Annotated in this window: 9 protein-coding genes and 1 pseudogene; 3 read left to right on the forward strand and 7 right to left on the reverse strand. The window is 37.6% G+C overall.

What is annotated here, in order from left to right; all coding sequences use genetic code 11:
- Window positions 1–2,220: 2,220 nt before the first annotated feature.
- The 7 genes and pseudogenes from MXE38_RS05520 to rpmH form a co-directional block, all read right to left on the reverse strand.
- Window positions 2,221–4,179 carry a hypothetical protein gene (locus MXE38_RS05520; protein ID WP_246913002.1) on the reverse strand — a complete coding sequence of 653 codons (1,959 nt, stop codon included), beginning with the start codon at window positions 4,177–4,179 and terminating at the stop codon, window positions 2,221–2,223.
- Window positions 4,180–4,207: 28 nt separating this feature from the next.
- Window positions 4,208–7,423 carry a hypothetical protein gene (locus MXE38_RS05525; RefSeq protein WP_246913004.1) on the reverse strand — a complete coding sequence of 1,072 codons (3,216 nt, stop codon included), beginning with the start codon at window positions 7,421–7,423 and terminating at the stop codon, window positions 4,208–4,210.
- A gap of 119 nt (window positions 7,424–7,542) precedes the next feature.
- Entirely contained in the window at window positions 7,543–8,955 is a 1,413-nt protein-coding gene (gene mnmE / locus MXE38_RS05530) for a tRNA uridine-5-carboxymethylaminomethyl(34) synthesis GTPase MnmE (protein ID WP_246913005.1), read from the reverse strand.
- 112 nt (window positions 8,956–9,067) lie between these two features.
- The gene (yidC, locus tag MXE38_RS05535; RefSeq protein WP_246913006.1) at window positions 9,068–10,714 is read right to left on the reverse strand and encodes a membrane protein insertase YidC; all 1,647 of its coding nucleotides are present in this window, start codon (window positions 10,712–10,714) and stop codon (window positions 9,068–9,070) included.
- A gap of 1,050 nt (window positions 10,715–11,764) precedes the next feature.
- Window positions 11,765–11,995: pseudogene (gene yidD / locus MXE38_RS05540) on the reverse strand (membrane protein insertion efficiency factor YidD); the annotation flags it as partial.
- Entirely contained in the window at window positions 11,953–12,318 is a 366-nt protein-coding gene (gene rnpA / locus MXE38_RS05545; protein WP_246913007.1) for a ribonuclease P protein component, read from the reverse strand. The pseudogene yidD and the gene rnpA, both read right to left, overlap by 43 nt.
- A 10-nt stretch (window positions 12,319–12,328) precedes the next feature.
- On the reverse strand, window positions 12,329–12,463 hold the full coding sequence (gene rpmH / locus MXE38_RS05550; protein WP_246913008.1) for a 50S ribosomal protein L34: 135 nt from the start codon (window positions 12,461–12,463) through the stop codon (window positions 12,329–12,331).
- A gap of 1,340 nt (window positions 12,464–13,803) precedes the next feature.
- Here rpmH and MXE38_RS05555 point away from each other — a divergent pair.
- The 3 genes from MXE38_RS05555 (at window position 13,804) to MXE38_RS05565 (ending at window position 24,338) form a co-directional block, all read left to right on the forward strand.
- On the forward strand, window positions 13,804–21,813 hold the full coding sequence (locus MXE38_RS05555; protein WP_246913009.1) for a DnaA/Hda family protein: 8,010 nt from the start codon (window positions 13,804–13,806) through the stop codon (window positions 21,811–21,813).
- A gap of 108 nt (window positions 21,814–21,921) precedes the next feature.
- A complete protein-coding gene (gene dnaN, locus MXE38_RS05560) occupies window positions 21,922–23,082 on the forward strand; it encodes a DNA polymerase III subunit beta (protein ID WP_246913011.1) in 1,161 nt (386 codons plus the stop codon).
- 113 nt (window positions 23,083–23,195) lie between these two features.
- Window positions 23,196–24,338 (forward strand): DNA replication/repair protein RecF, encoded by a 1,143-nt coding sequence (locus MXE38_RS05565; protein ID WP_246913013.1) that lies wholly within the window; start codon window positions 23,196–23,198, stop codon window positions 24,336–24,338.
- Window positions 24,339–24,340: the final 2 nt, after the last annotated feature.

Consider the following 24,340-nt stretch of genomic DNA (forward strand, 5'->3'; position numbering starts at 1 on the left):
GAAAATATAGAATCCATATAATTAACACTATTTAAATATGTGTTATTAAATTGCTGATAAATATGCCTTTCATTAAAAAAATCTTTAAATCAAACTAATTGCTCTCATATTAAAGATTTTTACCAAAATATTGGAAATTTTTTATAAATTTCTATTATTTTTATAAAAAATCTGTCATTTATACGCAAAAATCACTAATAATCTCATATTTATCACCATCAAATTTAACCAAACTTAAAAAGTACACTAAATTAATCTTTTTATTAAAAACACCGTGTAAACACCCCAAACACCATATCCAGATCCAGCCAGTACCAATAATTACAGAATTATGATTTCAAAGCGTATCTATCATGGCTTATAAAGAGCTTAAATAAGAGCTTTATAAAGGAAAACATAAGCTACATAGATATAAAACAGGTGTTTAAGTAGTTTTTAACTCAGGCACTAGAACAAGCACTTGCACAAGCACAAACTAATCCCTCCTAGCCTGTATAAGCTCAATAGCTTAAGAAAGAAGCCATCGCAATTGTCCTAACGCTCATAAGGTTCATATTCTCCCCATATTTGCTGTTCTTTTGGCTATTTGCTCTCTATTTGAATCAAATAACACTAAAACCAAGGCCTTTAGCTTACCTCAATCATACAAAACGGGAAAACTTTTAAACTTTGCTATATCTAGTGCAGTGAATAAATCCTTTAAATATCATCTTTCTTGTGGGAAAAGTTTCTTATATAGATATAAAACAGCTTTTTTGGTAGTTTTTAACCAAACCTAGGAGTTTAGACTTAAGCAGCAGTTTTTTAGGGTAATAGGCCTTTATTCGCAGCTTTTACTGCTATTTTGAGGAGTTCTGGTGGCTTAAAGCACCTGTTTAACCACAAATTAGGGACTAAACCCAGTCTTTTAGCTCCCCTCAATCATACAAAATTGGCAAACTTTTAAACTTTGCTATATCTAGCACTACGAATAAATCTTTTAAATATCGGCTTTCTTGTGGGAAAAATCTGTTATATAGATACAAATCAGCTTTTTTGATAGTTTTTAACTAAAGCTAAGACTTAAGCTCTAGCTTAGGCTAGTTTTATGACTTTTGGTTGAAAAAGCACTTCTTAGCTGCATATTTACTGCTATTTTGAGGAGTTTAGGTGGATTAAAGCATCTGTTTAACCACAAATAAGGGTTAAATCCAGGCTTTTAGCTCACCTGAATCATACAAAAAGGGCAAACTTTTAAAGTTCGCTATATCTAGCACTGTAAATAAATCTTTTAAATATCGTGTTTCCTGTGGGAAAAATTTATTATATAGATACAAATCATCTTTTTTGGTGATTTTTAACCAAACGTTAGAGTCCTTAGAGCTTAGGCTTAAGTAGCAGGTTCTTTAGGTTAATAGGCCGATATTAGCAGCTTTTACTGCTATTTTGAGAAGCTCTGGTGGCTTAAAGCACCTGTTTAACCACAAATTAGGGGCTAATCCCAGGCTTTTAGTTCTCCTGAATCATACAAAAGGGCAAACTTTTAAACTTTGCTATATCTAGCACTGCGAATAAATCTTTTAAATATCATCTTTCTTGTGGAAAAAATTTATTATATAGATACAAATCATCTTTTTTGGTGATTTTTAACCAAACGTTAGAGTCCTTAGAGTCCTTAGAGCTTAGGCTTAAGTAGCAGGTTCTTTAGGTTAATAGGCCGATATTAGCAGCTTTTACTACTATTTTGAGGAGCTCTGGTGGCTTAAAGCATCTGTTTAACCACAAAGTAGGGGCTAATCCCAGGCTTTTATCTCGCCTCAATCGTACAAAAGTGCAACTTTTTAAAGTTTGTTATATCTAGTGCTGTAAATAAATCTTTTAAATATCGTGTTTCTTGTGGGAAAAATTTATTATATAGATACAAAATGGCTTTTTTGCTGATTTTTAACCAAACGTTAGAGTCCTTAGAGCTTAGGCTTAAGTAGCAGGTTCTTTAGGTTAATAGGCCGATATTAGCAGCTTTTACTGATATTTTGAGGCGTTTTAGTAGCTTAAAACACTCGTTTAACCACAAATAAGGGCTAAAACCAGGCTTTTAGCTCTCCTGAATCATACAAAAAGGGCAAACTTTTAAAGTTTGTTATATCTAGCACTGTAAACAAATCTTTTAAATATCATGTTTCTTGTGGGAAAAATTTATTATATAGATACAAAACAGCTAATTATATAAGTCTTGTAGGGCTAAGGAATTTCTTTGAGTGCTGGCAGTGCTGAGCAAATCTCTTCCCATAAGAGCGCTTCATTATTATTTGAGCTGTTAAGTTCGATTACTCCTATTTTAGTTGGAGGCGCTATTAACTGAGCTATAGGTGATTGATGGTAGTGCCAAACATGGTTGTTAAGATCATGATTGCTTTCGTTAATCTTACTTTTACCTTGTAAGGCGTACATCATTTTAGGAGGCTTAGTACCTATTGCTAGACCACATAAATCGTATAAAGACAGCTCTTTTTGGTCTAGGCTTTGTTGTTGCTCTGGGCTTAACTGTTTTAAGGAGATGCTTGCTATGTTTAAGCAATACTTCTCTATAAGATTATTAATATGAGTTTTGATAATGGTATCGCCTGTAGAGTATTTAGCATCAAAAATAAGGTATTCACAGATCTCTGACGAGGCTATTTTTAAGACAAAATCAGGGTTATAGAAGTTAAAGTCAGCATCTTGGGTATCAATGCTGCTGTATGAGTTATTCTGATCCATTCTAAACAACATATTGTGGTTTTCGATATAGGATCCAGACACAATTGGCTGATAATACAAAGTTATAGAATAAGGTGGTTTGCTGAAAAAATAAGTATTAGCAACCTTTTTCACTTCGGTATTTCTAGCTAGATTTACACGGTATTGGTAGTTAATTGGTATCTGGTTTTTATCTGGGCTAAAACCATGGCTAATTAGCATGTTAATCAGACAATATAGGCAGTAGTACTCAAATAAGCTGTCTAAGGTTTTGGCCTCTAATATGAGGCGTTCCTTATTAAGATTACAACTTTCATGTTCAAAGTAGTCTTTCATACATGAATAAACATGATGGTATGGGGCTATTTGTTGATATACATTGCTGCTTGGAGGAAGAGAAGCAAAACGACCCTCCTTTAAGGCTTTATCATGGGAGTTAAAGCCAAACAGTTTTCCATATTGGTTTTTAACTTGTTTGAGCTTAATAATTTGCTCGTACAATAAGTCAAGATCACTGCTTAAGTTCTCATAGTTAAGCTTCTCTAGCGGAAATTGTAATTGATGAGATCTAAATGAGTTTGCTCTCATTTTGTCTTTTATAAGACAGGCTAACTCATTATGGATATTGATGGCATCTTGTAATACCTGAGCTAAGAATATACATATTTGTATATTCTCCTTAATTTTAAAATTCTTTATTTTGCAAACAGCAGGAATTCTCTTAGATACGGTTTGATTACTTGGGGTATAGCAAGGATCTTGAGCTAAGTATTGAAAGCTAATAGGGCTTATCGTTCTTAGATGATTAGGGGATGTTGGTTCTAAGATAGGCTCGTAGCTATATTTAGCCTGACTTGTAAAAGGTATGAAATTACTCTTATAACAAGTGACTACCTTGCTAATAAGTTTATTAAAGCTTTTGATAGTTAAAGATGAGGTATGATCTTTATTGAGCTCTTGGGGGAACATTAAAGCAATAATGTCACTACAAGCCTTATCTGTCAGGCTCTCAATCATAGCTTGGATATGATGTTGATGCTGTGTTATCGAGCTTTGACACAGAATATTAGGGCTTAATAAGGATAGAGTCTTCCAATCATTGACAACGATCTGTATGCCTATTGTTATCTGGTCGTAAAACAAGAAAAATGGCTTGTCTTTTAGTCGTGGGTATTTAGTATTTCCGCTCCAGTAATAACCTTGGCTGTGGTGGCGTGCAGATAAGATAAACTGCCCAATATCAAAACCATTGATAGTTAAATTGATGCTATTAATGTTTTCCTCAAGAAGGTTATCGCTAAGCTTTAATGCTATCTCGTAATCGTCGTTTTCATAAACACCATAGTTGATGCCATCATTATTGATGGCTTTTAAAGCTGAAAGCTCAGTGCTTAAAGGAATAGTACTGGTAGTACTATGGTACTTGCTCTTGTTGATTAGAGTTAATTCAGCACTATACATGTAATTTCCTTTAAGCACCAAAAGTTAATTAAAACGAAAAGAACTGATAAAACATGCTTTCCATGCCTTGCTGATACATACGTTGTAGATGGCTATGACTCAAAGGCATACTTTCATATGGGCACAATCTTAATAGCTCTTCTATCAAAGCTTGATACTGCTGAGTAGAGCCCTTTATGGTAGGTAAGATCTTTTGGGCAAGAGCATAGTCAAGCACCATTAAAGATTTATCAGAGCTGGTGCTATTCATGTAATAAATAGCATTAGCACAATAGCGCTTTAGCATGTTGCAAGAGCGTTCAGATAAAGGCATGAGCAGTTTTTCTTGGCTAAATAACTCACAAATGGCTTGCCATTTTGCTGTAGCCAGGTCATTGCTCTCACATAGATTAAGTGAGCTATTGTTACTATTAGTAGTGCTATTAAAGGCACTTATCAGCTGTTCATAGGTAATGGTACTCTGGTCATCACTATATTGATTGGCTCTGCGCTCTTGTTCGTCGGCAGTTTTATTAAGGCCTAAAGTAATAATAAAGCTACGATCAATAAAGCGCTCTGATAATGGCTCAGTAGTATGGTCATTGTTGATGGTGGTAATAAAGCGTAATTGTTGTGGCAATATAAACTTATGATCACCACCCAAGTTTAAATAGGCTCTATGATTAGCATCCAGATCGCAGGCGCTAAATAGAGGAGACCAGTAATACTCTAAGGGGCTTAAGTTAGCTTCATCCAACAACATGAGATAAGGGTAGGTATGATCTACGCCTTTTGAGCTGTGCATAAGATATAAGGCTTCATCATTAAGCTGTTTAAAAGCATTGAATGCTAGTACATTACTTGGCTCTAGTTTTTTGCTAATAGGGTTGTAGTAGCCAACAAAATCTTTAACTGATCTCCAGTCTTTTTCTACAGAAACCTCAGTAAAGCGCTCATAAGGAGAGTTGTTGACATCATAACTATTTAAGTTATGAGCTAAACCTAAGGATTGAGCCAATAGGCGACATAATGAGGTTTTACCACAGCCTGGTCTGCCTGATAGAGTGGTAATAAAGCCTTGGGTGATACACAATAAAATATTGGCAGTATCATTTAGACCAAAGTTCTTATAGCCACTGCTTTTAATGAAAGAGTGGACTCGTTCAATAATTTGCTGACCATCAATATAAATATGATTATGCTTTAGCATATCGTTAGCTAAGTAGATTGGCTTATTTACGCTATTTTGTGCATTGGTATCGTTACTGATGGCTACTTGATTATTAGTACTCTTACTAGCTTTGGACAGTTCGGTAATTTGTGCTAATTGCTGCTGATACTCATTACGAGCATGGCTTAATTGCGCCTTTAAATTTAAAAGCTCTATTTTAGATTGTTCAATGCTAACTTGTAGCTGATCTCTTTGGGCAATATGGCCTAATAAAAGCTGATTAAACTCTTGTTGCTGACAGGCCTTGTAATTATCCTCCTTAAGTTTAGCTTCCTGAACATTAGCTTGTTGCATCGTCAGATAGTTCTTGAAGAGAATAAGTTGAGTTGGGTGTAAGTATGTTAAGGCACTAATAGAGTTAAAAGCGCTAAAAACATGACTATTGTATGCGTTGCAGCCTTGATGACTACCCATATGTTGAGCTTGTTGCTTTAATTTTGAAGTGAAATTAGTGTCAGCAATAATAGTTGCATAGCAATTATTTAAAAGCATGCTGATCTTAGTGAGTCTTAAAATGCCTAACTTAAGATTCTCACTATGATCAATATATTGTTCAATGGAGCGTAATAGCCCCAAAATGTCATTAATAAAGCCTAAGTATAAGGCAGCTATATTAATTTTTGAGGCAAGAGAACATACAAGGGCGTTTACTCGCTCTTGGTGCGCGTCTTGAGGCTCGTCTTGAAGCTCGTGTTGGAGTGAGTCAGCTTGGCTATTTGAGTTAAGTTCGGTAAAAGCACTGTAGTCTTTTTCTATTTGCTCGTTAAGCAAAGAGCCTTGTTTTATAAGGTTCTGAATATGGTTAAAAGTGGCTGGATCTTCTAAAAAATTATAAAAGGGCTGTTGTAATTTATAGTTTATGTTTTTTAAATCAATGCGTGATTCCAGCCACTTATTTTGGACATCGGCATTAGAGGTGCACTTTGCGAGCAGTTGATTGTAAAGCTTTTGCTCAAAGGCAATGAGGTTGGCTGGGGTGAGCTGGTTAACAAGTTCATCATGCTCAATATCCAAAATACTATTTAATAGCTTGGCTTTGATATGGGGATTATTTAGAAAATCATCAATAGCTTTGAGTAAATTGTCTTTATTTACAAAGAATTTTTTTAAATAATCGGCAAACTTATAAATACGCTCATCATGCAAGTAAGAAGGATTAGCATAGAGCTTTTTACAAAGTTCTAGGATGTTAGATTGATCCTTTTCTGTTAGCTCAAAATAGGTAAATAGATCTTGGGAGATGAGTTTTGAGAGTTGCTCAAAATTAATAAAATCAGTTTTATCTTTATCCGATACATTTTCATTAAAAGCTTTAACATACATGAGCTTAAAGTCTTTAATGGCTAATATGTGCTTTTTAAGTTCGCTATATTGATAAACATAAATAAAGTAATCGCAAGCTTCGTTGGCAAAGAGCTCGAGGTCATTGTTATTAATTTTGTAGTGCAAAGGACCAATGAGTTTATCATCGACTGCAAGCAGGATTTTATCGGTAAGCAAAGGCTGGTCTAAAGAGCTTAAGCTTAACTTCTTGCAGCTTATGATTTCGTTGTAATTTTGGGCAGTATGAAATACCTGATAAAACTCATTAACGTTAAGTGGGCTAAGGTTAATATTACAAAAAGGATTGCTAAACCTATCTTCATAACAAAAGCAATTAAGAATAACATCCTGATTATCAGTATTATTACTTGCAATTGAAAGGGGACTAAACAAGGTAAACTTTACTACTTGTCCTAAGCTATTGAGTTTACTTTGCCATTGCTCATTACTGGTGATTTGAGGAAAGAAAATACGTAAACAATAATGGTCATTATTGTTTTCCATATTATTAGAGTTAGCTAAAAAGGCTGGCAAGTTAGCTTTGCTAAAGAATAGGCCATTACCTTCGTAATCATCCTCAGGAGCATTCTGAAAATAATAAGGAAAGAGATCAATGGCAAATAAGGTTGATGCTAATTCAGTGGCTGATGGTTCAAAAATATTCTTTAAAAAACCAATACCTGTAAGAGGCAACTGCTGTTGATCTTTCATAATAGTCCCATCAATTAATAAGCAAATAACATTAAAATCATAGTATCTAACTATGAGATAGCCAATAGTTTATTAAAAAAAAGCGCACTTTCGTGCGCTTAGTCTTAAAAGATAAATCACTATTTTCCAATACAAAATGTGGAAAAAATAATGCCTAAGATATCATCTGAGGTTACCTTTCCAGTAATGGTTCCTAAATGATTTTGAGCTAAGGTAATTTCTCTTGCGGTAAGAACAAGATCGCCTAGCTCTAGCATCTGAATAGCTCTTTGTATAGCAAGATAGCTTTCTTGTAGCTCTGATAAATGACGGCGACGAGCTGAGAATACGCCCTCGGATGGAATAATACCGAGTATTTCTTGAAGCTTAGTGCGTAATACATCTAAACCACCATCTTGCTTAGTAGAAGTACTAATTTGTGGGTATTGGTTTAATGGCTCGCTATTTAACAGCTGTTGGGTCTGCTCGTTAGGAGGTAGATCTTGCTTTGATTTAACTACTAGTATGTTCTTTGGATTATCAAAGACCTTTTTAATATGATTGAGGGCTTCTAAAGCGTCATAAGCTTCTTTAGAGCTATCAATCATAAGTAAAATTAAATCAGCCTGCTTAAGCTCATCAAGAGCTTTTTGAATGCCAATAGCCTCAATTTCATCTGATGGGGTATCTCGAATACCAGCGGTATCAGTAATAGTTACAGGAATGCCTCCAATTTCGATGTTGACGGTTAAAACATCTCTAGTGGTTCCTGGAATATTAGTAACAATAGCTCTATCAGCTCCAGCAAGAGCATTTAGTAAAGATGATTTACCTGCATTTGGCTGTCCTGCTAGAACAATACGTGCGCCTTCATTAAGCTTTACGCCTTGATTAGCAATAGTTTGGGCTTGTTGAGCTAAGCTTAATAGTTCTTTGAGTTCATCATTGGCCTTACCAGAGTCAAAGAAGTCCTCATGCTCCTCAGGAAAGTCCAAGCAAGCCTCAATTCTTACTCTAAAGTTGGTAAGTTTCTGGGTAAGTTCATCTAAACGATTAGCAAAGGCTCCGCTTAAAGAGGCTAAAGCGGCTTTGGCAGCACTCTCAGAGCCTGCTGAGATTAAGTCTTCAACTGCTTCTGCTGCTGTTAAATCCATACGACCATTGAGAAAAGCTCGTCTAGTAAATTCTCCAGGCTCAGCTTGTCTTACGCCTTTAAATTTAAGAACGGCGCTTAGCACTCTTTGAGGAACGATATTTCCACCATGGCCTTGAATTTCGATAACATCTTCGCCTGTATAAGAGTGTGGGCCTTTAAAATAAAGTAAAACACCCTCATCAATAACCTCATCACCATCGTAAAACTTACTAAAGTAAGCATAACGAGGCTTAAAAGGGAAAACCTCAGAGCCGTCTTGAGCGTCAGTAGTATTTTCTTTTTTAGTAAGCTTGCTTGCAACGTATAAGGCTAATGGTCCTGAAATACGAATGATAGCAATGCCACCACGTCCAGGGGCCGTAGCAATAGCTGCAATTGAGTCAGTAGAGTCTGCCATAAAGCCACCTTTTAATTTTTCTAAACAAATTAATAAAAAAGCCTCAAGATTGAGATTACCTATTATGGTGTCTATCAATGCTTGAGGCTTCTTGTTTGTTTCTAGCTAAACTTTACTTAGTAGGGACGTTCTTTACGTGAAGACCCTTCTTCTCTAATGATCTGTAAATAATCACTTGTTGGAAGATAGTAAAGATGTTAGAAATTAACCAGTAGACGGTTAAGCCTGCTGGGAAGGTACAGAACATGAAGGTAAAGACTAATGGCATTGCCATAAAGATCTTCTTCTGTAATGGATCTGTTGTAGGGGTTGGTGACATCTTCTGGATGAAGTACATAGAAATACCATACAGAATAGGGGTCACAAAATAAGGATCATGTACTGATAAATCGTCAATCCATAAAATAAATGGTGCATGACGTAATTCAGTAGACTCCATTAAGGTCCAGTACAATGCAATAAAGATTGGCATCTGGATTAATAATGGGAAACAACCGCCTAATGGGTTAACCTTCTCATTCTTATAAAGACGCATGGTCTCTTGACCAAGCTTTTGGCGGTCATCGCCAAAGCGCTCACGAAGCTCTTGCATTTTTGGAGCTAATAAGCGCATCTTTGCCATAGAAGTATATTGGCTCTTGGTAAGTGGGAATAATACACCACGTACAATCAAGGTTAAGATAATAATGGAGAAGCCCCAGTTACCAACAAAGCTATGGATGAACTCAAGAATCTTAAATAATGGAATGGAGATGAACCATAACCAACCATAGTCAACGGTAAGGTCGAGGTTTGGAGCTACCTTTTCCATTTCATCTTGGCTCTTAGGGCCTACCCACATTGAAGACTTAAACTCATGGCTAGAGTGAGCATCAATAGTAGTAGGCTCGGTACGAATACCGATAATAGCTTCGCTGCCATCCTTAGAGGCATTAGAGAATACTACGTTTTGTACACCCTCAGTGTTATCACCGATCCATGCAGAAACGAAGTAGTGTTGAATCATTGCAACCCAACCACCAGTAGTTTTTACACTAATAGGTGCCTTTTCTAAAGAAAGGTCAACTAAATCCTGAAGAGTGTTCTTTTCATAGCGAGTCTCAGCAGTGGAGTATGCAGTGCCACGATAAGCACCAGCCACCATCATAGCGCCGCCTGGTTGCTCTTGTAAGCTAGCATCAACAGTTTGCTTTAACTGACCATAGAATGCCATAGAGAGTGGCTTATCAGTATTGTTAACTACATCGTACTTAACATCAACTACATAAGAACCACGCTTTAAGGTATAGGTCTTGGTATAGTCCACACCGTTTTGGCTAAATTGTAAAACAGCACTTACGCTATCCTCGCCTTCCTTCATCTCATAGCTGTTAGCGCTAGAGGTATAGGTAGGACGGGCTTTAGAGTCTGGGCCGTTGGCACCAATAAGGCCTGATTGAGACATATAAACAAAGAGAGGATCATTCATTAAAAGATGGAATGGATCATCCTTGTTTAGCTCTTGCATAACCTTTAAGAGCTTAGCGTCAACTACGTCACCACCAATAGAGGAAATAGAGAGCTTTAAGGTGTCATTACTTAAAGTAATGAGTTTACCTACAGAACCCTTAGTGCTTTCAGCAGCGGCAACTTGCTCAATTCGCTGAGCATGCATTTGAGCTTGCTGCTCCATGGTGATCTTATCTCTTTCCCAACCCCAGTAAATGAAGAGGGTTAAAGTTAAAAAGAGAATAAAAAGTATGTTTCTTTGTTGTTCCATAATCACGCCGCGAGAGGACAGTCGAAGTAAATCGAATGGGATTCGCAGCCTCCTCCTTTCTAAATTCGGTTAGATAAGTTTTGCTTGGTAAGAAGTTTGAGCTTCTTAATATGTCACACCGTCTTTAGTTACCACTAGAACACCATCAACTAAAACAAAAAATTGTTTTGATGACAGAATTAGTTGTAAAAAAGACAGTTTTTCTTGAGCATTACTAAACCAATAGCTTTAGTAACTCTCAAGGCAATAATAGGTGGCGAACGTCGTTTTTAACTTCAAAAAGTTCAAACTAAGGCTAACTTAGGTGATCTTAGTAATAAAGATCTTTTCAGTAGCCGTAAACAAATCACCAAAATTTATCAAAGATGGCTGCCATCCATTAGGAAAGGAAACAGCTCATTATATTTGCACATGCTAAATCAAAGTCAGGTCTTAAGTAGCCTAAGATAAAACTTAATAAGCTCAGTACCATAAGTTATATAAGATAGGTTTAAGTTCAGTTCCAGCAATTTAAATTAGCTTAAGTACGCTAAATTCCATTTAGGTACAGTTCCTAAAATAAATGCCGCATAAGTACTAAAACTCTTTTAACTTACGCTTAAGAGACTTATTTATTGCTCTAAATATAGAACTTAAGGTTAACCTTGTTTAGACAGCAAATAAAAAAAGGTGCCTACCTTGCCTTGGCAAGATGTTAATGCAACTTTTTGTATTAGTGACTAATACCATTGCCCCAAACTAAGCTATTTTACTGTTTACAAAGCCTGATAGCACCTATAAGGATAAGTAGTTGCTAGTAGGTTTTGCGTGCCAGAAAAAGTGCCGTCTATTATACCTGAGCATTGTCTGCGTTTTTTCATTTTGCACTCTACTTTTAACGATAAAGATCACATATCTTTGGTTAGTAGAGGAAAAAGAACAGGCATACACTTACTACAAAGTAAAGACTTACTTTGGTAAGTTTTGATCAGACGTTACATCCTTTAAGGATTGGTTGTTTTCGCTATTGTCTTGGGAAACTTTGTTAAGGTGGCTATCAAAGTCAGACTTTTTAGGTACTGGATCAATACCACCTTCGTTTAAGGGATGGCATCGACTAATACGTTTTGTGCCGAGCCACATGCCCTTAACAAGACCCCATTCTTGAATGGCCTCTAAGGTATATTGCGAGCAGCTTGGATAAAAACGACAATGCTGACCTAATAATGGACTTAGAAGTTTTTGGTAGGTGCGGATCATTAAGATCGCCGATTGCCCAACTGGCGAGAGATTTGAGCCCATAGCCTATCTAAAGTTGAACTAATATCGTGATTACTAATGTCACCAATACCTGGTCGAGCTAAAAAGACCAGATCTACATTAGGAAGGGAATCTTGGGAGAGCCTAAAAGATTCTCTAACTAAGCGCTTGACGCGATTACGCCAAACAGCACGTTTTAAGACCTTTTTAGGCACAATTAGCCCGAGACGTGGGGTGTCGGACTCATTCTTGCAAGCAAGAATAAGTATACCTTTAGCACCAACACGCACGGGCTTTTTAAATACCTGGTTATATTCCTCGCTAGTAAGAAGTCTTAACTTGCGAGGAAATGATAAATTAGGCATTTATTTCAAATTAAACGCTTAAACGCTTGCGGCCCTTAGCACGACGACGTGAAAGAACCTTACGGCCATCAGCAGTGCGCATACGCTTACGGAAACCATGGGTGCGCTTACGCTTTAAAACGTTTGGCTGAAAAGTACGCTTCATTTAACTATTTCTCCAAAGGATGGCATAGTCTCGTGTAAAGACATGCCTTATATAAGGTGTGCAACCCAAGCGCAGAACACCTAAATATAAGCTTAAGCACATCAGTTAACTGATTACCACTAAAAGCGTCGGTGAAGAGGCTTGGCACTGGATGCTTAACAGCATTCAGCTAAGTTCATAGTGTGTCTAGTGATAGAGTTTCTATTACTAGACACAGTCAAGGATCAGTAAATATACCTTAGTTAGTTAATCTACTGATCCTTGAGAAAAATCTGGAGTAGGTTTGAGGCAACACCTACTAACAGTAGGGGCCAAACTTACTGAAATGCACATTTTACAGTGTTGCAAGTCACAAAATCAAGGTTTTTAACTTATTATTTAATTATATTTGTTAGCTTTTGATTATTAGGTGCACACATATGGCTGATCAGTAATTATTAACTTACTTTAATAAGTTATTTAATAAAAGATAGTTAAAACACTCTCTTTGCCTTCAATCTATCAAAGCTAAAAAGTCCTATTTTCCCTATAAACTCGATCAGTATCTGAGTTAAATTTGCCATCAATAGAAATTTTGTGCCAAGTTTACGCCAGAAAACAAGATAAATAACAAGAATCAGTAAAAATCAGCATCTGAGAGTAAAATTTTTGATCTCTTATTGTTAAAAAAATGCTAAAATGGGGCACTTTAATCGTAAAGCTAAAACTTTCATTATTTTGGTTAATGAATGACTTTTAGTTTCATAACTTTTGATCTTTAAATAGATCCTCTTCTTTGCTGATGTTAAAGGAAAGCTAGCTCTTTTCTGTAGCTCGTTGAAATTAAGATAACGCGTTATTAAAAAATATCAGTGTCTAATACAACACAACCTACCAGAGAGTTGTCTAACAGACAAAATGGCTCTTTGGAGAAAATAAGGCATCAAAAGATAGTTCAATCAGGAGTTACTTGTAGCTTTTGATCTTTTGCGCCCTAAAAAAAGTGATTTAGGCTGTGTTTTTTAGCAAAAAAGAGGTTCGAATTTAAGATAAAATAAAGGCTGGTGAACAATTTAGTATTTTTAGATACAAATTGATTAAAGTGGCCTTGATTTAAAGATTTTAAGGAGCTTTTGTTTAGTGCAAAAGCGCTAGGTAGCATCACTAATTAATTTAGTGGTGTTTTGAGTGGAATCCTAAAGTAGATTATTAAGTCTTACTTTATTTTTTCCTCATGGTTTACGAATAAAGATTCCCGAGCTAACGCTTCTACTTCAAAAACAGCACTTTGGTGCTCATTGTGCTTTTTTTCAAGTAGGTGGCGGGGGTGATATTCTGTTGCCATCAGGTAAAGGATTTGGATGCTATCATGGCAAGTCTGGCGACACGCCATTTTGCGTGTAGCCGCTGCTACTGAAGAGTCTTTAGAAGCGCAAATTATCAAACTATTCTTTACTCAAGTAGGAATGGTATTTGATAAAGACCTTAATAAGGTACGCTTTGTTTGCCCTAGTGAATACGTCTATAAGTCTTTTAGTCCTTATAGCATGCGTTTTTACTATGAGCTAAAGAACCTTTTGGGCACAAATGATCTTGGTTTTTCTTTGGAGGTAGTTTCCTCCAGAGAGTTTTTGCTATTGCAAGAAAATGGCACTATTCCAAGTCAAGAGACCTTGAGTTCTATTAGCTTAGAACAAGCACCTGATGAGGTTGTAGGGGATTCAGTATTCCCTACTACGGCTTGTATTGCACTCGAAAATAGCTCAAATAATGAAAGCTTAACCATGGGAACTGAGTCATCAGTGGCCCACGATGACGCTCGCCCAAAAAATAAGCCAAAGACCAAGGCCTCAAGCGTAGTTAAGCCTACTAGCACTCCAAAGTCTCAAAAGACCACCAAGACTACAAAGACCAAAAAGAAAGACACTACCTGTGTTAAGAATAGTGCATCTTTAGAGTCTAATAATGTCTCCACTCAAGACGTTGGTGCTAAAGAGTTAAATACTCCAGACTTTACTCGTCTCTTTAATATCAAGCCAAAATCAAGAGCCTTATTCTCCACTCCAGAAGGATCAATATTATTTGATCCAAGCGCTAAAGATACAAAAACTGGAGAGGCTGCAGAGCTTTTTAAGAAATATCACAACTCTACAATCTTTACTAGCAAGGCCAAGTTTGAAGCCCAAGCTAAGTTATTACAAGAGCGATCTTATCAGGAACAAAAAGCAGAGGTTCTTGAGGATAGAGTATGCGAGCAATCTCAGTTTAAACAAAGCACTAAAGCTGGTAATCAAACCTCTTTAAAGACAAGTAGAGCCTTAGATAATAAGGCTTTTGGCGTTTCTAGCTATGGTAGCAACAATACTCAAGCATCAAGCGCCACATCTGCTCAAGAAGGTGCTAGCTATTTCAATACTTTTAATGCCAATGGTGGCTTTAAAAAAGGTGCTTTAAACACTCCAAGTGTTGAGGATGACAAGCAGGATAAAAAAACTAAGTCACGTACTAAAGTTAGCAAACTTAGTAAAGAGCAAGCTAAGTTAGCTGCCAGTTACTTTGATTTTTATATTAAGTCTTGTAAGGACTGCCTAAAGAAAAGCAAAACATATGGCGTAGTTATGGATAAACTTAAACCAGTTTATCCACCTGAGAATCTTAGTGATAACTCTAAAGGCAAGGCAAAATATGGTGAGTGGGTCAATAAGTCTCGCATGCCTCTTGATCCTTTTGGCCGTCCTATCTCATTGTATGAGTTAGCCGCTCGTAATATGTGCATGGCTGAGGTCATTAATAATAGTGAGCTCCGTTACAATAAAATTAGTGAATTACCTATCACTGATTTTACTAATGGCAGACATAGAGTTATTACTGACAACATGTCAATTTATGAGCTCTGTTTGTTAGCTACTGATTTGTCTTATTTATCAGGCATTCCTTTAAACCGTTTGTTTGTTTCTGGTAAAAGAGATGATGTATTGCGTTACATCAATCAGTTCCGCTTTACCGATGACAAGATCCATCCTTTTGTGCCTGAGAGTAGGTTTAATACAGGCTTTAAATATGGCATCAGCGATTTAATGCTGGCTCGTGCCAAGAAAGATCCTGCTATTTTGCCTTATGTTTTAGAAAAGCTTGACTATAGCAAAATCAATTACAAGCTTGATCATCAAGATAGTCTTGGCCTTAATCTGCCTCAAAGACCAGATGAGAAGAGTCTATTGCTTAAGCTTAAGCCACATCATTTATTGGACAGTGAGTTCTTTAGTGAGAACTCAGAGCTTGTTGATAATACAGAAGTTATTAATGTAGATATGAACAAGCTTTCCGCTTTGGCTGCTCAAAATGAAGCTAAATTAGCAGAGATCTATCGTCAAGCTTTAATCAAGGTTAAAAATTCTAAGCCTGAAAAGAGCGTTGTATATCACATACCTCGTTATTACGAGATTATTCCATTAGAAACTTTGGAACGTTATTCTTTTAGCTTTTTAAAAGATAAAAGCAATTATGAGTTAAAGAGATTAACTCTTTATCCTAAGTTAAAAAATGGAAAAGTTGATTACTCTCATCCTATAGAGTGCGTTCAGATTCTGCCTCCTGCTGGTGTCTCTTTGACTACTTATAAGCAATCTATGCAGTCTGCTTTAGATTTTCTAAAGGACAATGCGTCTGCTAAATTCATGGAGCGCTTAGATCGTAATCTTGAGAAAAATAAAGAGTTCAAGCAGGAAAAAGCTGCTAAAGCCAAAGCTAAGCAGAATAAGCTCAAGTTAAAGGCTCAAGATGATCTTAAGCTTGATACTAGTGCTATTAGTAATGACGCAACAGTAAAACCAGTAAAGCAAACTGAGTTTACTGTTGTTGAGCAAGATATTAGCTCTAATATTAGTGCTAAGGCAGAAACTTGCACTCATAGCAATGAGTTTAAGGTAGTTGAACCTGAGGTTGCACCAAAGACCGCTAAAGATCCATTACCTGAGTCACAGCCAAGCTCCAAGAGCAATAATTATCTTGAAAAAGATGAGAGTAAGGCTCTTGATCGCATCCATATGCCTGATTTTGCCTGTGCTGTTAATGGTGTGGTCAATGATCCTTGGCTTAAACCAGGCCAAGTGGCTATGGCTAATCCTTGGGAACAGGCTGGAGCTACATCTAAAGCACTTTTAGAGCGCTTTAATAATCGCAATCTTGCCTCTAGTCAAAACAATGATAATGCTACTTGCAACAGCAAGTCGGCAGGAAATGACTCGTCTCGTAAGATTAGGGTTTATAGACCTAATGACTCTTTATTTAGCGTTAATAATAAACATCATCTTGAGATCCCTGTAGAGCAAGGTAGCGCTAAGGCTTTAGCCATGATCTATGCTCAAAAAGCTCAAGAGGATGCTCAAAACGGCGATAAGACTGGCTATCCATATAACTATGGTAAAAACTTACCTCCAGCTACTGAGGTGGTTGATAACAATAAGCCTCAGGAAAATGGTGTCGAGTTTACAGATTTTATTCCTAATAACGCAGATAAGATTAAGAGTAAAGCTGCCAATAGTCATAACACTACTGTAGCAAGTAAGCCTCGTAGTAAGCCACGATTACCATATCATGAGCTCATGCCTATTATTGTAGACGGCATGATCTTGGATATTAATGACAAGGCTATTTATGAAGGACACTTGGACAGTGACTACGCTAAAGAAACTATTGCTGCTCGTAGCCATAGCCATGATCCATGGAAGGCTCCTTTATCTTTAACTAATGCAGACGGTTCTGTAGTTCCTTTACCTAAAGAGAAACAACAGTCTCAAGAGTTGGGTGTTCGTCGTCAGGCTTTTGAAAACAAGCCTGGTGCGCTCAGTCATGTCTTAAATAATGGTGAGCAAGTAAGATCTGTCCATAACAATATTCCTGCTGCCAATGAGATCTACTATAACGAGTATGATCCAGAACTAGCTTATGCTGCTAAGACCTATACCTCCCCTGCACTTAATGTAGGTTCAGGAGATCATGGGGTACTTACCTTATTTGGTAAGGATGCATGTGACTATTTAGCTTATCAGGCAAAGCATCAAAAAGAACAGCAACAACTTATAGAGGAAGCTTTTGATAAAGGCATTTCTCCATATGATATTTATGATCGCCCAGAAACTATTGCTAGCAAGTTAGAGTTTATTCGTGCTCAAAACAAGCTAGAGGCTCAAAAAGAACAGCAAGCTGCTCAACAGAAACAGCAAGCTGCTCTAAAGGCACAACAGGATTCCCAAAAGGATCAAGTAGCTACCAAAAATGAACAGCAAGCTGTTCAAAATAGAGTAGTTGATTACGATGCGCTTAAGGCTCAAGAGCTAAAAGTATCTGTAATTAGCTTCCATGATGGCTTAGGTGATAATGATGAGCTTAATCCTTTATGGGATGCTACTCCTCATATTCCTAAGTTCTCGTCCTCATCTCCTAAGAGAATTTATATTGATGACTTTAATAGCATTGATACCCGCTCTTTAGACGAGCGCTTAGATGAGGAATTGTTTGGCGACTGGAGTACCAATAATAAAGCTCATAAGGTATATCCTGAGATTTATAGCACTAATAATGGCTACTACAAAAAGCCTTGCCATGTTTTAACCGAGCAAGAGCGTCAAGAGTTCTCCAAGAGAGCTATTGAAAATAGCCGTTGGTTTAACCTTGTTCAGTCTGAATTAGAGAATTTGGACAAGGAAATTAATAGTGTTGTTTGCGCCAATAACGAGTTTACCAATCCAGCTCAAGCTCCAGCACCAGCTCAGATCCAAGCCCAGGCCATGGATCAGGCCCAAGCTCCAGCCAAAGAGCAAGCTCAGGCCCAAGAGCCAAGCTTTGTTGAGGTACAACCTCAGGCCCCAGCTCAAGAGCAAGTTAAGGCTCAAGAGGCAAGCTTTGTTGAGATGCAGTCTCAGGCCCCAGCTCAAGGTCAAGCTCAGGCCCAAGAGCCAAGCTTTGTTGAGGTACAACCTCAAGCCCCAGCTCAAGAGCAAGTTAAGGCTCAAGAGGCAAGCTTTGTTGAAGTGCAGCCTTACGCTCAAGAGCAAGGTACAGCTATTGAGGTAGAGACTGAGAGCTATAGCGTTAGTGATATAGCTTTACAAGATTACTGTGCAGGTCAGCCTTATGAGCAATCTGTAGAGCAAACTTACACCCCAATACAAGAGCCAGTAGCTGTTTGCGAGCCATCTAATAATGTATATCCTCAACAGGATATGGCTTTATCTGAGTACTATGTAGAAGATTGCATTTGGTATGATGAAGTAGACAGTTATTTAGATGTTCTTGCTATTTCTAGCGTACCTGCAGCTGTTGAATTTGCTGACTACATATATATTGATCGTACAGATAATCTCCTAGAGGATGAGGTTCTTGACGATTTAATTGATTATCCTTCTGCTCTTTGCGGTCGTGGTTGGGAGTATTTTGAGGTAGAAACAAGAGTTATTAATACCTCTACACAACTCTATTACGTAGACGCTTGTAATGATGCTTACTCTAATATTGAAGGTGGCAAGCCTTGGTTTGCTGCATTTGAGAGTATGGCTCTACGTGATGAGTTCTGCCTGGCCAATGATTGCGATCCTGAGGAGTTACAGGAGTATATCTTTGAGCTTGAGCCTTCTACTTTTAACCATGATACTGCTCATGGCTATGATGTAGACTCTAACTACTCTATGAGTGCAGATGAGATGTACCGTGAGCAGGATATGATCGATTTTGCCTTATATGATGAGTTTGACCAGTTAGAAGCTTGGGAAAATGAGTCAGTATTAGAGCAACTTGCTCTTATTAATCAGCAAAATGGTTATCAAGCTCCAATGGATATGGGTATGCCTCAAGCTATGGATAATGGTTATCAGTCCTTTAATCCAATGCCTCAGGCTATGAGAGCACCAGCTCCAGTACCAGTACCTGAGCAAGTTAGCGCACTAGCACCTGTTAATAATTGTGTGCCTGTGCCTACTAGTGCTGTAGCTTCAGCTCAAGCACCAGCTCCAGCGCCTGTTACTGTCTCAGCTCAAGTGCCAGTAAGAGCACCAGTTTATGCTCCAGTACCAGAGTTTAATAACGTAGCCTATCCAATGGATATGCGTGTGCCTCAAGGCATGGATTATGGTTATCAGGCTTTAAACCCAATGCCTCAGTCTATGTCGGCTCAGGGAGTAGCACCTGCACCAGTGAGCGCACCAGAAGTGCCAGCAGCACCTGTTAATACCTGTGCTCCTGTGCCTACTAGTACTTTAGCACCTGCTCAGACACCTAATAGAGTGCCAGTTGCTACACCAGCAACTTTTGCTGCGCCAGCACCTGCAGTTCCTGCCCAAGCTGCGCCAGTTCCTGCTGCACCTGCATCTGTTGCTGTGCCAGCTCCTGCTGTGCCTGGTAACGTGCCTGCTAGAGCTCCTGTTTATGCTCCAATGCCAGAGGTGGATGATATGAGCTATCCAATGGCTTGGGATGAAGAGCAGGAAAATGGTCTATATATGGATAGTGCTAGGGGTGAGGATTATTTTGACTCTACTCCATGGTCTGCGGCAATGCCTGAGCCATTTATGGCTACCAATACAGTATCAGCAGGACAAATAGCTGCATCATCTGAGCGCATGATTGAGCCTATTAAGGATGTTCATAACCTTAATATGAACCTTAATTCTATGGATCATGGCGCTAATATGCCTCAACAAGGCGTTGTTGCTCAAGGTTATATTAATCAAGCTTTTGGCAGTGCTAATACTCCAGTATTTGATCCAAATAATGTTCTAAGAGAGGCTTCTGTAAAGACCTCTCCACGAGGCATGGATGAGTTAAAGGCCGCTCAAGCTTTAGAGGCTTTAGAGCAGGAGCGTTTAGCTCAGCTCCACATGGGTGATGCTTTTGACAATAAGGAAATCGATAAGCGTAATGCTCAAGCGGTACAGAATGTAATTGAGCAGGCTTATGCTAATCAAAACCTTAAGTCTGGTTTATCATCTTTGCCTTTACCAAGTTCATTCTTAAACAAGGTAAGTAATACCTCTCATGTTGGTGAACACGACAAGGTAGTAGGACTTAATAGTAGTAAGCAGGCCTTTAATAACAATGGTCAATTTGCTAAAGGACCAAGTGTATTAATGCAATTGGCTCAGGGCAAACCAATGTCCCAATGCATGCCAAATAATATCAATCAATTTGGCGAGTATGATCCAACTCCTATGTTGGAGGAGGTTCCTCTACCACCTGAAATGATTGCTAATATGTCTCCTGCTCAAAGAAGAGCATATGAGGATTATTCTTCTTTATGTCCAAGTAAAGAAGTAAATCCAAGCAAGACTTTTGCATCATATATTATTGAGCCAACTTGCAGTAAGCTTGTTCATGCTGTGTACGATCTTTGTAACACTATTACTACTCCAGGTTACAAGTGTCCAATGTTTATTCATGGCCCATCAGGTGTAGGTAAAACTCACTTGTTAAGTGCTATGGTAAATAAAGTTAAAGCAGAACACCCTCATTTGAAGGTAGCTTATGTAAGAAGCGAGGACTTTATTAGACAGTATGTTGCGTCCATTGCCGACATGCAAAAGACCCGTTTCTCTGATAGACAGGTTTACTTCCAGCAGGCGTTTACTGATCATGATTTATTAATCTTTGATGATATTCAAAGCTTAGTAAAGGGTGAAAAGTCACGTAAGGTATTTTTTGATATTGTTGATGATTTCTTAACTAAACCATCAGCACAATTAGTATTAGCAGCCGATGTTCCTGTATCTGCTTTAACAGCTATGGGCTTTAGCGATGACTTAACATCACGTATTAATTCTGGTATTACAATTGAGCTTAAGACTCCAGGCCATTGTGCTCGTCGTGATATTATCAAAGCCAAATGCGATGAACTGGGCATGACTATGTGTGCCGAGATCTTAGAGTTTATGGCTTTGAATATCAGTGCTAATGTACGTGATATTGAAGGTGCCTTAAGAACCATTCACGCAATGATGAAAGATCAAAACAGCTCTTTGACTTTTGATGAAGTAGTACGTAATATCAATAACTTTATTGTTGCGAGAAATACTGTTGTACCTTTAGATAGTGTGCTAGCTTTAGTATCAGCTGAGTTTAAGGTATCTAATGAGGAAATGTTCTCTCCAAGCAAGAAGAAGCTTATTTCTCAAGCTCGTTCTGTTGCTTGTTGCTTAGCTCGTGATTTCTTGCCAGAACTTTCTTTAAATGATTTAGCTAAAGTCTTTAAGAAAGACCACTCATCAATTCATGAGGCCATTTTACGTACTAGAGAGCGTTTGGTTTCTGATTATGAGCTCAAGGCCAGAGTGCAGCGTATTGTTGCTTCTGTTAACAAACTTATTGAGTCATCAGACTAGTTTTAAAACAGTTTGGGTGTACTTAGTGTTTTCACTAGAACTCTATTTACAAGTTTCATTGGCTCTGTAAATAGAGTTTTGTATTCTTAATCTAGCCATGAGGCAAGTATGAAATTTACAGTTCCTGTTCAGACAATTATTAGCCCAATTGCTCAAGTGGCTAGTATCTGTACTACTAATACCAGTAGCCCTGATGATTTAACTCAATATTTATTGTTTATAGTTAAAAAGGATTTGCTTACTTTAGTTGGTACCGATAATGCCGTGCAATTAAAGGCAGAAATTCCTTTGCCTGAAGGTGCTTGTGAGTCTGAGGGCACTTTCTTAATGGAGGCCAGCAAGGCTAAAGATTTCTTTAAAACCTTAGGTAGCAGTGACGATGTCTCTTTTGAGTTGCACTCTAGTGAGGAAGAGGTTTTAAATATTGTTTCCTCTCAAGCTCGTTTCTCTGTGCGCATTCGTATGACTAGTGAAGAGCAGTTCTTGCCTTCATTTGATGAAGATGCACAAAAAGAGATTGCCAATATTGTTTCTATTGAAGAAAACAAATTGCGCTACATGATTGAAAAGTCATTATTCTGTGCTGCCCGTGAAAGCTATCAAGAGTTCTTCAAAGGTTTACGCTTTGAAATTAGAATTGATGAGTTAAGCATCTTTGCTTTAGATGGTCATAGAATGGCCGCAGTTGATGTTAAGCTCGATCAAGAGGCTAAAGAAGACTTTAGCTTTATTATGACTTATCGTGGTGTAACTGAGTTACAAAAGCTTTTATCTGCCTCCATTACTGAAAAGATCGAGTTAGGTGTGAGCGCTAATTTCGCTACTGCTAAGATTGGTTTCTATACTATTACTAATCGTCTGTTAAAGTGCCCATATCCAGCAGTTCGTGGAGTTATTCCAAAAAATTGCAATCCAGAGATTGCTATTAACGTAGAAGAGTTTAAGACTTACGTAAAGCGTGTAGCTCTGTTCTCTAACAAGCGTGTCAACATGATTAACCTAGTATTCTCTCAGGATAGTTTAGGTTTACACTGCCAAAACAGTGATCATGAAATTGCTTCTGCTCGTGTATCCATCGCTCCTATTGATGATCACAGAGAAGTTAACCTGAATGTTGATTATCTCAAGGACTTCTTAAACGCAATTGATTCTTCTGAGGTGGTATTCTGCTTTGCACCTCCTTATAGCAACACTCTGATTCGTCCTAAAGATGAAGTAAATGATTTAGGTATTAGAGTACGCTATGTAGTAAGCCACATTGTTGTTTAACTCTTAAGTTAAGAGAATATTTACGAAGCTCCTCGAAAAGCTAGTTGGCCATCAACTACTATTCAGGAGCTTTGTTTGTATTAGCCTACAGTTTTTTTAGAGAGCGCCACCAGATGCATATCAAGCGTTTAGTTATCAATGACTTTCGTAATCTTGAGTATGTGGAGTTAGAGCCTTGTGAAGGGTTTAACTTTATTTGTGGTCCTAATGGCAGTGGCAAAACCTCAATTATTGAAGCTATTCATTATCTTTCTTTAGCTCGTTCTTTTCGTACTAATGTCTATCAATACCTTATAAGACAAGGTGCTCCTGCCTTTAATATATTTGCATTAGTACATGAGGATAATGAGAGTATAGATTGTACTTTAGGACTATCTCGCTCTCGTGGAGAAAAGCCTGTCATTAAGATTAATTCAGACCCTATTAGCCGCATGGTAGATTTAATTGATCATATTTGTGTGCAAATTATTCACCCTCAAGGCGTTGATTTAATTACTAAAGAAGCTGAGGGGCGTAGGGGCTTTATTGATTGGGGCGTTTATTACACTGATGCTGAGTTTAAGAGTTTATGGCTAAAGTACCGTAAGGTCTTAAAGCAAAGAAATTCTTTATTGCGTCGTGAATACCTAAAAGCAAAAGGTCTATCTACTAAGGTAGAGGATAGTGAAGTTAGCAATGGCTCTTTTTTAAGCTTTAATGATGAAATTAGTATTTGGAATGAGAGTATTGCCGTTTTATCCGAGCAAATTACCCAAAAAAGATTGAATTATTTGAATGACTTGCAGGTAATTTTACAGGATATTATTGGTCAATTTTTACCAAATTTTACTATCAAATTTGAGCTCAATTTTGGCTGGGAAAAAAGCCAAGATCTTAGGTCGCTATTGGCTCAAAACCTTGAAAAAGACAAGGCTTTAGGATATACTTTATATGGTTGTCATAGGGCTGATTTGCGTATTAAAAACAATACAATTTCAGCTGGGGCTACCCTGTCTCGAGGGCAACTTAAAATGTTAGTCTATGCTTTGCGTTTAGCGCAAGGAATGCTCTTAAAAGAGCAAAGTAAAAAGGCTTGCATTTATCTCATCGATGATCTCAACTCAGAGTTAGATGACAATTCACAAAAGATATTGCTAAATACGCTTCTGCAGTGTAATCATCAAGTCTTTATTAGCAATATTCAACAAGAACTATTCTTTCCTAAAGACAGATCCGAATACAAAATCTTTAGCTTAAATCAGGGTATGGTTGTTTAAAC

The organism is Anaerobiospirillum sp. NML120448 (genome assembly GCF_023050945.1).
Lineage (GTDB): Bacteria > Pseudomonadota > Gammaproteobacteria > Enterobacterales > Succinivibrionaceae > Anaerobiospirillum.

Coding starts and splice junctions, on each gene's coding strand:
- MXE38_RS05520 (WP_246913002.1), bottom strand. CDS start 4,179: ATGTATAGTGCTGAATTAACTCTAATCAACAAGAGCAAGTACCATAGT.
- MXE38_RS05525 (WP_246913004.1), bottom strand. CDS start 7,423: ATGAAAGATCAACAGCAGTTGCCTCTTACAGGTATTGGTTTTTTAAAG.
- mnmE (WP_246913005.1), bottom strand. CDS start 8,955: ATGGCAGACTCTACTGACTCAATTGCAGCTATTGCTACGGCCCCTGGA.
- yidC (WP_246913006.1), bottom strand. CDS start 10,714: ATGGAACAACAAAGAAACATACTTTTTATTCTCTTTTTAACTTTAACC.
- rnpA (WP_246913007.1), bottom strand. CDS start 12,318: ATGCCTAATTTATCATTTCCTCGCAAGTTAAGACTTCTTACTAGCGAG.
- rpmH (WP_246913008.1), bottom strand. CDS start 12,463: ATGAAGCGTACTTTTCAGCCAAACGTTTTAAAGCGTAAGCGCACCCAT.
- MXE38_RS05555 (WP_246913009.1), top strand. CDS start 13,804: ATGCTATCATGGCAAGTCTGGCGACACGCCATTTTGCGTGTAGCCGCT.
- dnaN (WP_246913011.1), top strand. CDS start 21,922: ATGAAATTTACAGTTCCTGTTCAGACAATTATTAGCCCAATTGCTCAA.
- MXE38_RS05565 (WP_246913013.1), top strand. CDS start 23,196: ATGCATATCAAGCGTTTAGTTATCAATGACTTTCGTAATCTTGAGTAT.